15 protein-coding genes and 2 riboswitches are annotated in these 14,508 nt (G+C 48.6%); of the genes, 10 read left to right on the forward strand and 5 right to left on the reverse strand.

The window, feature by feature from the left end; translation table 11 throughout:
- The 3 genes from L0156_21130 to L0156_21140 all read right to left on the reverse strand — a co-directional run.
- Positions 1–395: cob(I)yrinic acid a,c-diamide adenosyltransferase (locus L0156_21130; protein MCI0605495.1), on the reverse strand; the 395-nt coding region annotated here is incomplete at its 3' end.
- 11 nt (positions 396–406) lie between these two features.
- Positions 407–2,260 (reverse strand): TonB-dependent receptor, encoded by a 1,854-nt coding sequence (locus L0156_21135; protein ID MCI0605496.1) that lies wholly within the window; start codon positions 2,258–2,260, stop codon positions 407–409.
- 50 nt (positions 2,261–2,310) lie between these two features.
- Positions 2,311–2,438: riboswitch (cobalamin riboswitch) on the reverse strand.
- A 171-nt stretch (positions 2,439–2,609) separates the two neighbouring features.
- Positions 2,610–2,747: riboswitch (cobalamin riboswitch) on the reverse strand.
- Between the two features lie 2 nt (positions 2,748–2,749).
- Complete coding sequence (locus tag L0156_21140; GenBank protein MCI0605497.1) at positions 2,750–4,081, reverse strand: serine/threonine protein kinase; 1,332 nt, start codon at positions 4,079–4,081, stop codon at positions 2,750–2,752.
- Between the two features lie 141 nt (positions 4,082–4,222).
- Here L0156_21140 and L0156_21145 point away from each other — a divergent pair, with 141 nt between their 5' ends.
- Positions 4,223–4,660: a PaaI family thioesterase gene (locus L0156_21145; protein MCI0605498.1), complete on the forward strand. Its 438-nt coding sequence runs from the start codon at positions 4,223–4,225 to the stop codon at positions 4,658–4,660.
- Between the two features lie 3 nt (positions 4,661–4,663).
- On the opposite strand, the gene L0156_21150 is transcribed toward L0156_21145, so the two are convergent.
- Positions 4,664–5,098: a TlpA family protein disulfide reductase gene (locus L0156_21150; protein ID MCI0605499.1), complete on the reverse strand. Its 435-nt coding sequence runs from the start codon at positions 5,096–5,098 to the stop codon at positions 4,664–4,666.
- Between the two features lie 35 nt (positions 5,099–5,133).
- Positions 5,134–5,781, reverse strand: coding sequence for a TetR/AcrR family transcriptional regulator (locus L0156_21155; protein MCI0605500.1), 648 nt, complete (start codon positions 5,779–5,781; stop codon positions 5,134–5,136).
- Positions 5,782–5,853: 72 nt separating this feature from the next.
- On the opposite strand from L0156_21155, the gene nrfD reads away from it, so the two are divergent.
- From nrfD to L0156_21200, 9 genes are all read left to right on the forward strand, one after another.
- On the forward strand, positions 5,854–7,233 hold the full coding sequence (nrfD, locus tag L0156_21160) for a polysulfide reductase NrfD (GenBank protein MCI0605501.1): 1,380 nt from the start codon (positions 5,854–5,856) through the stop codon (positions 7,231–7,233).
- On the forward strand, positions 7,230–7,766 hold the full coding sequence (locus L0156_21165; GenBank protein ID MCI0605502.1) for a DUF3341 domain-containing protein: 537 nt from the start codon (positions 7,230–7,232) through the stop codon (positions 7,764–7,766). Before nrfD ends, L0156_21165 begins: the two co-directional genes overlap by 4 nt.
- Positions 7,767–7,945: 179 nt before the next feature.
- Positions 7,946–8,128: an Arc family DNA-binding protein gene (locus tag L0156_21170; GenBank protein ID MCI0605503.1), complete on the forward strand. Its 183-nt coding sequence runs from the start codon at positions 7,946–7,948 to the stop codon at positions 8,126–8,128.
- 286 nt (positions 8,129–8,414) lie between these two features.
- Positions 8,415–8,738 (forward strand): hypothetical protein, encoded by a 324-nt coding sequence (locus L0156_21175; protein MCI0605504.1) that lies wholly within the window; start codon positions 8,415–8,417, stop codon positions 8,736–8,738.
- Between the two features lie 180 nt (positions 8,739–8,918).
- Positions 8,919–9,752, forward strand: a complete 834-nt coding sequence (locus L0156_21180) for a methyltransferase domain-containing protein (GenBank protein ID MCI0605505.1) — start codon at positions 8,919–8,921, stop codon at positions 9,750–9,752.
- A 147-nt stretch (positions 9,753–9,899) separates the two neighbouring features.
- Positions 9,900–12,302: a PQQ-binding-like beta-propeller repeat protein gene (locus L0156_21185; protein MCI0605506.1), complete on the forward strand. Its 2,403-nt coding sequence runs from the start codon at positions 9,900–9,902 to the stop codon at positions 12,300–12,302.
- 159 nt (positions 12,303–12,461) lie between these two features.
- Complete coding sequence (locus tag L0156_21190; GenBank protein MCI0605507.1) at positions 12,462–12,836, forward strand: hypothetical protein; 375 nt, start codon at positions 12,462–12,464, stop codon at positions 12,834–12,836.
- Between the two features lie 66 nt (positions 12,837–12,902).
- Positions 12,903–13,958, forward strand: a complete 1,056-nt coding sequence (locus L0156_21195; GenBank protein MCI0605508.1) for a PAS domain S-box protein — start codon at positions 12,903–12,905, stop codon at positions 13,956–13,958.
- On the forward strand, positions 13,955–14,428 hold the full coding sequence (locus L0156_21200; protein ID MCI0605509.1) for a response regulator: 474 nt from the start codon (positions 13,955–13,957) through the stop codon (positions 14,426–14,428). Before L0156_21195 ends, L0156_21200 begins: the two co-directional genes overlap by 4 nt.
- The last annotated feature ends 80 nt before the right edge of the window (positions 14,429–14,508 follow it).

A 14,508-nucleotide genomic window follows, 5' to 3' on the forward strand; every position in this document is an offset into this window, starting at 1 on the left:
TCCCTCTCTGCCCTCCTGCAAACAGTTCTTGCAACATCAAAAGCGGCAGAAACTGGATGCTCGCCAGGAATGGACCAGTCCGAAAGTATTCCTTTTACTTTTTCCAAAAGATGCACTCGCACTGTCAATGCCTCAACGATGGAACTTGGGATCGGCGGAACTTTTTTGTCCGGAGGCGTAGCGATTGCAGAACTCACAAGAAAAAGATCACGCTGAATCTCTTTTGCAAGTTCCTCGATCTCGCGGTCCTTGCAAATGGAGCGAGCAGCGCCGATCGATGAGATCAGCTCATCGATCGTGCCATATGCCTCAACTATTAAACTGCTCTTCGAAACTCTTGGTCCACCGGCAAGACTCGTTCGGCCGGTGTCTCCCTTCTTTGTGGAGATGCTCATCCCGCACCTCCTTAAAAACCGAACTCTACGCCGCCATAGGCGCCGATTCCCAACGCCGGGAAGGTTAGAGCTTCGCTGTATTCTTTGTCTAAAAGATTTTCGATCCGGCCGTGCAATTTCAGCCAGGAGTTTACGCGGTAGTTGCCTGCCAGATCGACTTTGGCATAGCCGGGATTCAATACATTCTCTGCCGGGAAGGTGCTGAAATCCTGTTCGAGTCTTTCGCCCACAGCCAGAACATGAAAGCTTGCGCCCCATTTACCGGTTTCGTATCCGACTCTCACGCTCCCCGAATGACGCGGACGCCGAAACAGTTGATGATTTTCAATTTCATCTTCAGTGTCCAAAAACGTGTAGGAGGCTGTGAAATTCCAATGGTCATGGCGCGCTGAACCGGATAATTCCAATCCCTGGCTCTTTGCTTCCGCGACATTCGCAGCAACAAAGTTTTCATCAAAACTGATGAGATTCTCATAATCGTTTCTAAAATAAGAAACGGAAAACACAGCAGTCTCATTCCAGTAATGATCAACACCCAGCTCCCAGGATTTGCTTTCTTCCGGATCCAGATCGGGATTTCCGAAAAACGGAAAAGCCAGATCCCCTGCAGTGGGCGCGCGGAAAGCGGTCCCAAAACTTGCGCGGATCTTCCAGTCATTTTCCAGGCGGTAAGCGACCGCGATTCTGGGGTTCACCGTGTCTCCGAACGTATTGTGATGATCAAATCTCAATCCGGCAGTGAGGATCCAACGCGCGCTCTCCCATTTGTTCTGCGCATATATGGCATGAATCGTTGTGTCAAAATCATTCAGATCCGGAATAGGGCCGTTGTTATCGTGGGCATCGATCCCCTGTTGCTCAAACTCATATCCAACCGTCACCGTATCGTTCTCTGAAACTTGAAAATCATTTTGAAGTCCCGCCTGAAATGTTCTGGAGGTATGTTCAGAAAATCCGAAAAACACGTCGTCAGGATCATCAAACAGGAAATCAAAATGCGTGAAGGAAAAATGGGTCTTTAAATTCACGAATTCTCCCTCAGAGTGCCGCAGCGAGGTCCCAATCACTGTTAGCTGAGTATCCTGATTGCGAAGCGGTGAGACTACATCGGCAAAACTGAAAGGGATTCCGGTGTGTGAATCGTGCACTCGAGCGTTTACCGAAAGCTCAGTCGTGTCACTGAAGGCAAAGTTGGTGTTTCCCGAGAAATTGTTCTGCCGGAATTCGTCGTTCTCGAATTGTCCCTGTGAATCCTGACGCGAATAAGCCAGGGAGTAACTCGCTCTGCCGCTCGATCCCAGGATGCCGGCTTTTTCACGAAACGTTTCAAAGCTGCCACCTTCAAAAGAAGCACTTGCCTGCGTGCCGACTTCTCCTTTTCGACTAATGATGTTGATCGTTCCTGACATCGCATCGCTCCCGTAAAGCGGACTCTGCGGCCCACGCACGATTTCAATTCGTTCAACGTTATCCGTTGTAACTTCTTCGATGGCAACGCCCCCGAAAAAGGGATCGTTGATTTGAACACCATCGATCAGCACCAACACCTGTTCTGAGTTGCCACCGCGCAGGAACAGTGAAGTTGTTTTTCCAGGAGAGCCGCTTCGAACAACAGTAAGACCTGGAACCTCGCGAAGAGCATCGACAACGTAACGCCATTGCTGCTGTTCAATGTCCTCTCGCGTGATGATGGTGACAGAATCCGTTTTTTCTTTGACCGGTTCTTCGAGACGATCGGCTGTAACGCTGATCTCATATTCGATTTCTTGATCGGGATCGGCTGGTTGCTGCTCGTCTTGAGCAAAACAGACGGAGCTTAAGGTTAGAAAAGTGTAGAGAAGAGAAAAAATGAAGAGACGCCGCATGACATTTCCTCCTGTCCCCATCGGAAGGGGGCGGCTATGAGTTCTGCCCAAGATTTCCTGACTTGCGACTATCTACTTTCTGCGCCTTCCCATTCGTTAAAACGAACAGTGGCCTTTTCCGCAGATTTCGTTTCGCTTACAGTAGCGGGGCTGCAACGGATTCACACCGTTTTCCCTTGAAAGCAAAACCTGGTTTCGAGTCTCACCGCAGAGCACGCAGAGTCCGTTGAGACAAAAGAAAAAGAAGAAGGCATCTTATCTCAGCGCCCTCCGCGTTCTCTGCGGTGATAAATTGTAAAAGATGAAAACTTCGTTGGAAGGAATTTTTGATCTTCCTTCCCGCGAAGGCGGCCCGAAGTGGGCTCCTTTTTGGTCTCTGACTGATCCATCGTCGAAACAATGGAAACACAGTAGCGGGGCTGCAACGGAATCGCACCGTTTTCCCAAACGAACCAGATCTTATATCAAATGTCGCTGATATTTGTCAAATTAGCGCTTTGTAACGCCGGCATCCTGCCGGCCGGAAACTTCGAGCTCTGCTATGTCTTGCCGGCTGGAAGCCGGCGGTACAAAGCGCACTGGACTCTGCATAGCTCTTTGCAGCTCCTGCTTCAACTCGGAACAGCTGTGATAGCGCTCCAGCGGATCCTTGTTCAGCGCTTTCAGGATGACCCGTTCCAGTTCTTCCGGGATCCCGGGGTTGAAAGTGCGTGGCGTTGGCGGATCATCCTTGATTTGTTTGAAACCAATCGAAATCGCGGACTCCCCAGTGAAAGGAACCCGTCCGGTGAGAAGCTCATATAAAATGATGCCGAACGCGTAAATATCGGATCGTTCATCTACACTCTTTCCTGCAACCTGCTCAGGTGACATGTATTCCGGTGTGCCCATAATCAAACCGGTTGCGGTCATGCCATCCAGATGCTGGCTTCGCGCAAGTCCAAAGTCGATGATTTTGATTTGATTTGCGCGATTGATGATTACGTTTTGTGACTTTAAATCGCGATGGATCACTCCGTTCCTGTGCGCTTCCTCCAATCCATCCGCAATCTGATCCATGATTTGGAAAGCACGCACAATGGAAAGCGGACCGTTCTGGCGAATATACTCTTTCAAGTTCACACCTTCGAAATATTCCATGGAAATATAAGAAAGACCGCCCGCTTCTGAAACGTCATGAATTCGAATCACATTCGGATGCGTGACTCTTCGCGCAGCGGACACTTCTCTTCTAAGCCGCTCAATGGCTTCCGGGTTGCGTCCGACAAGTGGCGAAAGAACCTTGATGGCAACCTGCTCCTTCAACTGTTTGTCGTAAGCCTGCAACACAACGCCCATCCCGCCGTGTCCCAGTTCACGAAGTATCTGAAAACGTTCTTCCAGCGCGGAAGTAACGCTCAGCAGAGAAGTCTGCATTTGACTCATGCCACCCTGGAATTGGCCGGGCTTCGTCAGCATAAGCGATTGTTCCAGCTGCTGGTTTAACTCACGGTCCAGTCTGCAGATGAGCGCTTCGAGATTTTCCATGCGGTCTTCCAGCCGTTTAACATTGGCGGAGTCTGTTGCACCTTTCTTTTGACGGATCCGCGTGAAATAAATGTAAGTAGCAGCAAACAGCAATAGAACAATACCACCCAGCATTGCCGCGGCCGGGTTTTCATCGATATTTACCATCAGGGAAACAAAAAACGCGATTACACCAAAAAATCCAACGATCAGCGCAAACACGGTTCCGAGCGCGCCAATGCCATCGTTCGGCATTTCCTTGAACTTGTTCTCTTTCTCCAATCCCATGATTGAGACTATGGTATCACTCTTCATCGGCTAAATAGACGAGGTTTATCTCGGGAAAGTTCGTAGTAGGGGCGGGGCTTGTCCCCGCCCGCCGGGCGGCCACAAGGGCCGCCCCTACCACCAACGTGGCGACGACATTGTAAAAGTTCGTGGTAAAGTAAGTGACCTATGGCAACGATGCTGGAGATAGCGCTGAAAATAGTGAGGGGGGAAATACCACGACCCCCCGTATCAGAGCTGATCGGTTTCAAACTCGAATCCATTGAGACAGGTCGCGCGGTAGTTACGCTGGAAGCGGATGAGCGCCACAGGAATCCGATGGGAACGCTCCATGGCGGAGTTCTGTGCGATATTGCTGATGCCGCCATGGGCATGGCCTATGCGAGTTCACTGAGTGAAGGCGAAACTTTCACCACACTGGAGCTGAAGATCAACTTCCTGAAACCGGTCTGGAACGCTTCTTTGCGAGCCGAAGGGAATGTGGTTCGTCAAGGCCGCACGGTTGGACTGGTGGAATGCACCATCATGGATGCTAAAGGAAGTCTGGTCGCGAAAGCAAGCTCAACCTGCATGACTCTGCGAGGCGAACAAGCCCGCGGCCGCTGAGCTTCATTTCATTATCGCTGCCACCATTTTTTCATCGATGATTCCGGTTTTCAGAAAATGAATTTTGCCCTGCTCGTTGATCAGGATGTTCGTTGGAAAATCGATGAACCCATATCGTCTCGCAACGCGGCCTTCGGAATCCAACAGGACCGGATACTGAACATTGTGCTTTTTCATAAATGAAATCACCGCGGGCGCCGGATCCTCTACGAAAATGCTAACCACTGTTAGTCCGCGCTGATGAATCCAATTTAGCCTTGCAGCTTCTTGCTTACACGGAGCACACCAGGAGGCAGCGAAATTCACAAGAACCATTCCCTTTTGCGTCAGGACCTGAAGTTTGACTTTCTCACCCTTTAGATTTTTTAGAGTGAATTCGGGCGCTTGCTGTCCAACCTGAGGAAGATTCGGTTTGGAACATTGAGGGAAACTGATCAAGAGGGGTAACAGAATCCCGAAGAGAAAATTCTTTTTCAGTTTGAGCTTCCGGCCTTCAACGAAACGATCATGGACTCCAGAAACAATTCGTGAAGCTTTTCAGAAGAAGTCGGCAAATTCAAATGCCGATCCTCCCCTTTCTCTCCTAACAAGATAATCCCATTCTGACAGGTCCAGCTAAGAATTGCGAAATCAAGAGAATTGCATGGTTTGAAAAGGCCCTGGTCGACACCTCTTTGAATCATCTCAGCGGCCAGGTTAATCGATTGCATTGCTCTTTCATCGCAGCGCCTGCATAGCTCAGTTGAAATTTTCTTGTGGATTTCCAGCGAAGAATAATAGTAAAGAAAGAGCATCCGGAAATATCCTGTGTATTCGCGATAAAAACGGTAATAAGCGTGACCCATGCGTCGCAGTACATCGTCTGCGGGAAGATCTACTGAGGCAGCTTCTTTGAGCATTTCGTAAAGAATTGTTGAACCTTCGAGCATGATGGATACATAAACTTCCTCTTTACTTGGGAAATAAAGGTAAATGGTTCCTTTGGAAAGCTCGGATCGATCAGCGATATCCTCAACAGTCGTCCCTTCAAAACCTTTGTCAAAGAAAAGTTCGCGAGCAGCATCCAGAATCTGGCTTCTTCGCGCTTCCTTTTCGCGAGCGCGTCGTTCTGTGACAGTCATGGTTCCATATTATAGCGTATGTGCCTTTCTCGTTGATTTTTTCATCGAATGCGGTATAAACGTTCTAGTGCCATGGATCATCAAGAACCGCTAGAACAGAAACCCAAAGAAGTACCCATCATTGCGCCGGGCTACACATTTGCTTCGATCACAGACAAAATCAGCTCGATTGTACTGACCAAGAAAACGCCTCTCGCATGGTTCATTGGTTTTGGAGTCGTATTCCTGCTTACCATGGCATTGTTGTATTCGATCACTGTCGAGCTCTTTAAGGGAGTTGGAATCTGGGGCGTCAACATTCCTGTAGGTTGGGGATTCGACATCGTTAATTTCGTTTGGTGGATCGGAATCGGACACGCTGGAACTTTGATTTCTGCAATCCTTTTGCTGTTAAGGCAGGAATGGCGCACATCGATCAACCGCTTCGCAGAAGCCATGACTCTTTTCGCGGTCGCTTGCGCCGGACTCTTTCCATTAATGCACCTTGGGCGACCCTGGCTTTTTTACTGGCTGTATCCCTACCCGAACACTATGGGAATTCAGCCTAATTTCCGCAGCCCGCTTGTGTGGGATGTTTTTGCAATCACAACTTATTTGACAGTCTCGTTTCTATTCTGGTTCGTCGGATTGATTCCTGATCTTGCTACGCTGCGAGATCGCGCAAAACATCGCGCATCACAAATCCTTTACGGAATTCTCGCAATGGGATGGCGAGGTTCGGCGCGGCACTGGCATCGTTATGAAACGGCTTATCTCTTGCTCGCCGGTTTGTCCACACCACTCGTTGTATCCGTGCACACAATTGTTAGTTTCGATTTTGCCACAGGCATCATACCCGGATGGCACACAACAATTTTCCCGCCATACTTTGTCGCGGGTGCGATCTATTCCGGCTTTGCGATGGTCGTAACGCTGGCGATTCCGATACGCGCCATGTACGGGCTGCAGGGTTTCATCACAATGCGCCATTTGCAAAACATGGCGAAGGTTATGCTGGCCACAGGCTTGATAGTAGCGTACGGCTACATGATGGAGACTTTCATGGCGTGGTACAGCGGTAATGAATACGAAGAATTCATGATCATGAACCGGTTCAAAGGCCCCTATGCTTCGATGTACTGGTCTTTGATCGTTTGTAATGTGGTCATCCCTCAACTGCTCTGGTTCCCTAAAATTCGCGGAAACGTCATTTCTCTATTTATTATTTCGATCATTGTGAATATCGGAATGTGGCTGGAACGATACGTGATCATTGTGGTGAGTTTGCATAGAGATTTTCTACCCTCTTCCTGGGGTATGTATTCCGGCACGAAATACGATTGGTCCTTCTATGTTGGCACCATCGGACTCTTCCTGACGTTGTTGTTCCTCTTTATACGCGTGTTGCCCATGATTTCCATTTTTGAAATGAGAACGCTGGTTCCGGAAGCGGAAGTGCGCGAGGAAAAATGAAACAACATTCGCTCTATGGATTGGCGGCGGAATTTGATGATCCCACGAGTCTCGTTCACGCAGCCCGGCGAGCGTATGAAGCGGGTTATCGCAGAATGGATGCCTATTCGCCGTTCCCTATTGAGGAACTTTCGGAAGCAATCGGTTTTCATCACTCGCGCTTACCTCTACTTGTATTGATCGGCGGAATTCTAGGGTGTCTGGGCGGATTTTTTCTGCAGTACTACATCGCGGTCCTTTATTACCCGATCAACATTGGAGGCAAACCATTTAACAGCTGGCCTGCTTTTATTCCTGTTACGTTTGAGTGCACCGTTCTGCTGGCTGCCCTCACCGCGGTCTTTGGTATGCTCGCCTTGAACGGACTTCCGGAACCTTATCACCCGCTCTTTAATGTGAAACGTTTTGCTCTGGCGACCCGGGACCGGTTCTTTTTGTGCATCGAATCCAGAGACCCCAAATTTGATCCGGATAAGACAAGACAATTCCTGGATAGTCTCGCTCCACGGGAAGTCTCAGAAGTAGAACCTTAAGCATCACCGCAGAGACGCCGAGACGCAGAGAATTAATTGATTATGATTTTCTGATCTCTTTTCCTTTGCGTCTCTACGGTGATGCTAAAACGGTTCATTTTGATACCGTTTTGAACCATTCTGGACCGTTCTGAACCGTTTCGGTTCATTTTGGTTCATTTTGGTATAATATTGGCATCATGCCGGCATTAAATCTGAAAGGGGTTCCTGCGAAACTGTATTCGAAACTCAAGAAAAGCGCTCACGAGAACAGGCGCAGCCTGAACAATGAAGCGATCTTTCGCCTGGAACAGGCTTATGGCTTCCGCAGGCAAGACTCCTCTTCCTCTGTACGCAGGAAATCAAAAGCGAAGAAATCCTAAGAACGATGTGGCGCGGACATACCGGCCGCAGTATTCTTGCCATTAACAATGGAATTGGATGCGATCATCGCAATCATCGTGACGTTTAGCGCGACCGCTCTTCCCATTTTTTTCCTTCACCTTCGAGACAGGAAGATCGGTGACTATTTCAAAACGTATCTGGAACGTCTTGGGATAACCAATGTGAGGAGCACCTGGGCCGGTTTGGGTAGCATTAAAAGGTGTTTGGAACGGAATGCCAGTCCGCATTTCAATGCGACCGCCGCGCGGCGAATCACAAACCAAAATGATGATATTCAAACTGGAAATTCACCTGCAACATCCGAGAAATTTCTATCTTCGAAATCGTGCCCGGCCGATGATTTACGATTGGTCGCAACGGCCCCGTCCATTGCAGTTGCATGTATCGGATCGCTCCGCTGCCGAAGTGGAATGCCCTTTCTGCAAAAGTGAGCTGAATGAACTGGCAACGCTGGTCAAGTGTTCCAGTTGTCATACGTATCACCACCAGACCTGCTTTATGGAAAATGGACGCTGCAGCGTCTACGGCTGCGTTGGTTTTGCGGTGCCTGTCCTGAAAAGCTCGCCTATTCAAGAAACCGAAAGCTGATGGTTCGTCTCATGAAGCGCCAAGACGCCAAGTCGCCAAGATAGAACGAAGTTTTTGCCGCTAAATGCTTGTTTTCGTTCTTATGTTATATTATTATCTAATCAATATGACAGATATCAAATTACGAAACAAACTCTTTCATTCCATGGAGGAATTCAACTTAACAAAAACGAGGTGCAGATGAATCCGGGATTAGAAAACAACCATACTTCTATTTATTACTACGACAGCGACTATCCGTCCCCTTTTGACACGCTGTTTCCAGAGAATTTCGATGCGATCACCGAATACCAGGGACTCGCTTTCGATATTGAAAGGTACCGTGAGCTTGCAAAAATAACGGGCGGACCTGTCCTGGAACTTTGCTGCGGGACGGGACGCGTCGCAATTCCACTTGCGCGTGACGGCTTCGGAATTACAGGCGTTGACATCAGTCCGGCGATGTTACAGAAGTTCAAAATTGCTCTGGAAAATGAAGAGGCAGCTGTTCGCAGTCGAGTGACTTTGGTTGAGCAGGACATCACACGTCTTTCGCTGACAGAAAAACGTTTTAAAACTTGCATCATCGCTTTTAACAGTCTCCTTTGCATACCCGATTTCGAGCAGCAATGCGCCGTTTTGCATTCGGCTGCATCTCATTTAGCGGCGGATGGAAGACTGCTGATCGACATTGTGAATCCTCTTCAACTGGATCTGGAAGGAGATCCTGTTCCGAAACCATTTTTCACAAGAAGGGACCGCAGCACCGGCAATACCTATACACGCTTTTTCATTACAGGTCCATTTGAAACGGATCACAAGCAAAAATTGTCCGGCTGGTACGATGAAATTACTCCGGAAGGATTTGTGAAAAGGCGGCAATACTCACTGTACTGGCGGCCCATTTTTCGTTTTGAAATTGAGCTGATGTTGCGAGAAGCCGGACTCCGCCTTCTCCAAATAGAAGGAGGGCATCGAAAAGAACCTTACACCGCGCAAAGCCCGCGCATGTTTTTGACCGCCGGAAAAGGATAAAGGCACGTTTTTGTGGGGCACCTCATCCGCCTATTCGTACCGTTTTTTCGAGATCTCAAATGGAAGAAAAGCCTCATCGCGTCAAGTTGGATTCTCTCAAATAGCAACGCTCCTATACTGTTTGCGAATGCATCGACGGAGGAATCAATGATGTCACCCAAAGGAATCCTATGCGTTACCGTGCTTGCCTTTTTTCAACTGATCGTCTGTGTGGCTCCATCCTGCGCAGTAGAGGATTGGCCCGGTTTCCGTGGCCCAAACTTTGACGGAACCATTTCAAGTCAAGGTTTTAAACCGGAGACAGGTGAATTGATCGTCTCCTGGCGCGCCAAAGGGGGCGCCGGGTACTCTGGTATTTCTATCGCCGACGGCAAAGCGGTTACGGCTTTTACAGATAGGAAAAGCGATCTGGTTGTTGCATTCGATTCACGTACCGGCAAAGAACTCTGGCGTCACAAGATTTCTCCGCTTTACACCGGACATGATGGTTCTCACGATGGTCCGATTGCAACACCTCTGCTCTATCAGGAAAAGGTATTCGCTTTGAGCGCTTATGGAAATTTTGTTGCAATTGATGCGAATTCGGGAAAGCAACTGTGGACAGTAGACATCAACAAAAATGGAGGCCGGAGTCCGTTTTACGGTTACACATCGTCTCCAGTCGGATCGAACGGCGTAGTCGTATTGCAAATTGGCGGAGAGAAAGGAAAAGCAGTAGCAGGTTTTGATGTTCAGACGGGCGCATTGAAATGGTCCGTTGGGGATGACATGGTGAACTATCAGTCTCCCATTTTGATGAAGATTTCCGGCAAAGAGAGAGTTCTAGCCGTAAGCGATAAAAAGCTTTTTGTGATTGAGCCGGAAACCGGAAAAAAATTGTTTGAGTACGATCATGGTGGTGACGATGCCGCGACCATCCTTGTGCCGGTGCCTCTGGATGAAGACAGACTTTTGCTTCGAACGAAAGAGGATAGTTCGGAGATGGTGCGGCTGATTTCCAAAGCGGATGGAACGATCGCCATTGAAAAAATCTGGGCGGCCGGAGTTTTTAAGAACAGTTACGATCCTCCGGTATATTTCAAAGGCCATTTCTACGGATTTAATGGACGAATTTTCACGTGTGTGGATGCGTCGAATGGACAAACAAAGTGGAGGACCCGCGCCGTTGGCGATGGTTTTACACTACTTGTCAATGGATACCTGGTTGTTCAAACGAAGACCGGCATTTTGCATGTTGGTTTTGCCAAACCGGAAGGCTGGATCGAAACAAATCAGGTGAAGCTCTTCGACAATATTTCCTGGACCTCTCCTAGTTATGCCGACAACGCAATTTTTTCGCGGAGTCACGGCGAAATTGCGCGCATCGAACTCAGCTCAAAAGCCGCTCCCGTAACCGGCAAAAAGATGACGGTCGATTTTCCCGCCGATTCGCGATTTGCTGCGTTCTTGAATGATCTGGAAAAAGCAACGGATAAGAAAGAACAGGTGGATCAATTCTTCGCTTCACAAAAAGAGATCCCCTTGATCGAATCTTCGAACCGTATAACATTTCTGTACCGGGGCGAAGCTGAGGACGTTGCCATTACAGGCGACCTGCTGGGACAACAGCAAGAAGAGCCGATGAAAAGGTTGCCCGGAACCGATCTCTTCTACTACACGACTACATTAGAGCCAGACGCACGGATCAATTACCGTTACGTTCGCAATTACGAAGAAACAATTGCGGATCCTCACAATCCAAGAGCCACGACTGACCGCAGAGGGAATCCCATGTCCTGGATCGGCATGCCTCAATGGAAGGAACCGGATCATCTGAAAGAACCTGCGCCGGAAAAGAAAGGAAAATTCGAATCGCACGAGCTTAAGAGTGAGAAAATAGAGGGCGCATCGATGAAATTCGATGTGTATCTTCCCGCAGGTTATGATGCGTCAAAGAATTCCTATCCTGTTATTTACGCTCTTGACGGCCAGTTCGCGCGAAAACAGGGACTCATCCAGAACACGCTGGACAACTTGATCGGATCTTCGGTTAAACCTGTGATCGTCGTTTTGGTTACGGAATTGAAGATGCCCGAAGGAACTCGCTCGACCGTTCTGGAGCAAACGGATCAGCGAACGAAATTCATTGCGGTGGAGCTGATACCCTTTGTAGATGGACGTTATCGAACTCAAAAAGACGCGAAACATCGCGCGCTCTATGGAACGCTGGACACCGGCGCAGACGCCTTTTACATTGGAACACATTACCCCCAGCTCGTCAGCTCCATTGCGACTCAATCCATGTGGGTGCTCGATGTGGAAAAAGTATTAAAGGAAAAGATGGCCGGCAAGAAGAATCCATTGCGAATCTATATGGACTGGGGATCCTATGACGCCCGTTCTTACGTAGGCGGTTGGGATCTGGGAAAAGCCAATAAAGCGTTCTTTGCTTACCTGAAAGAGAACGGTTACTCTCCTGCTGGCGGAGAAACGCATGAAGGATATGGCTGGGGCAGCTGGCGAAACCGCACCGATCGATGGCTCGTGTATTTGTTTCCAATGGAGAAGTAGCAAGGCAGGCCAGCGGGTCCTAGAAGGAGCGTGGGCATCTTGCCCGCAAATGCTTGTCGAACGAACAGATTTTTGCGGACTGGAAGTCCGCGCTCCAACTAAAACGAGACGCCTGCGCTCCGTATTGTGTTAAAATTCTCTCTCTGCTACAGAATCCTTTTGCCTGTTTTTACTTTGCTTCTCCTTCTGGGCTGTGGAAAGAACTCGGATGTCGCTCCTTCCGCTCCACGAATTGTGAATCTTAGAGTAGAACCGCAGGTAATTTGCGTCGGGAGCAAAGCCGATATCGTGTTCACCTTGACGGACCCCAACGATGACGAGGTCATCTGGGGGGCGGCCCTCAGCACCGGTGAACACGGAGGCATGAGCCCCGCACTGGGTAATGTGCCAAGCGGAACCACCGTAACCACGCGTTTTGATGCCGCGACTTCCGGACGGCACAACCATCAAGTCAAGTTAAAGATCGTTGCCACGGATATCGGAGGCCTTCAGGCTCAATCAGTAGAAATAGATCTTTTCGTATTCAACTGCTGAATTCTCGCCTGGTATCCCTTGAATCTAAACTATTAGCAATCCTATATTCCATACTGCATGGTTCATATGAATTCCGATCAAGCTGATGTCAGAGATTTTCTCGCATCGATCATTGATTCTTCCGACGATGCCATTCTCTCAAAGGATATGAATGGCATCATCCTTAGCTGGAATGCCGGGGCGGAGCAACTTTACGGCTACACTGCTGACGAAATCATCGGCAAGCACATCTCTACAATTGCGCCGCCGGACCGAATCGATGAAATGCCGGAAATCATGAGCCGTTTAGCAAAAGGAGAACGGATCAGACACTATGAAACAGTTCGACGAAGAAAGGACGGAACTCTGGTGCATGTTTCCCTTACCGTATCCCCTGTCATGAATTCAAACGGACAAGTCATTGCCGCTTCAGCAATTGCCAGAGATATAACCGCTCGTAAGGAGAGTGAGAAAGAGAAGAACCGCTTGCTCAACGAGCTTTCAAACGCCTTGGCGCAAAAGAACGTATTGCTTCAAGAGGTCTATCATCGTGTAAAAAACAATCTTCAGGTGATATCCAGCTTGCTGGAATTGCGTTCGAGATCCCTACCTAGCATGTCCCAGGACACGGCTGCGGCCTTTAAGGATACAATTGCTCGCATTCGCGCTATGGCATTGGTTCATGAAAAACTATACAAAACAGGGACTCTCGATGAACTGGATTTGAACGTTTATTTGCACAGTCTGGCGCAGCAACTGTTCAAGTCTTACGCCGCTGACGGGAGAATCGAGCTTCGAATTACCGGGGAACCCTGCCATTTACCAATCAGCAAAGCCATCCCGCTTGGGCTCATCTTCAGTGAATTGATTACAAATTCTCTGAAGTACGCCTACCCTTCAGGAAATGGACTGATTGAAATTAATATACAAGGTGAAAACAAATTAACAAGAGTTCGAATTTCGGATAATGGATCCGGAATACCCTTTCCTGTTGATTTTGAAACCGCGGAAAGCTTCGGGTTTCGCATCGTGAAACTTCTGTCGAAACAAATTCATGCAGAAATTGTTCATCAACGTCTGAACAAAGGCACCAGTTTTACAATCGACTTTCCGAGTTCCCCCGCACAGGAGGAATTCCCATGATTTATCGAAATTTCGCCCGGTCGACCAATGGAACGGAGCCGGGGTCCCCTCCACGGAACCATCAGGAGTGGAAAAATGCAAAAGCGAAACAGCCCAAAATATTGATTGTCGAAGATGAGCTGCTGGTTGCTGAAAATATTAAGGAAATTCTCCAACTTAAAGGATACAAAGCGATCGAAGTGTTATCGTCTGCAGAAGAAACCGTTGAGAATTTCAGAGCCGTCGGTCCTGATTTAATCATCATGGATGTTCATTTGGGAGGCACTCTGGACGGAATCCATGCAGCGATTCAGATTCATGAAACCTTGAAAAAAGTTCCGATCCTTTTTTTGACCGCTTACTCGAGAGCGGATTTTCCGCATCTGATTGATATTGACCCCGCTTTCTATTCCTACCTATCAAAGCCTTACGATCCGAACGAGTTTCTGAGAATATTGGAAAAACTTCTGGCTAAGTGTCCCTTCCCATAAATATGATGACATATGGCGCGAGCGCCGGGCAGGCAGATGCGAGGCGCCGCGACGCAGTCGATGCCCCAGTGCATCGTCGA

It is taken from the genome of bacterium (genome assembly GCA_022616075.1).
In the GTDB taxonomy this organism is placed as follows: Bacteria; Acidobacteriota; HRBIN11; order JAKEFK01; family JAKEFK01; genus JAKEFK01.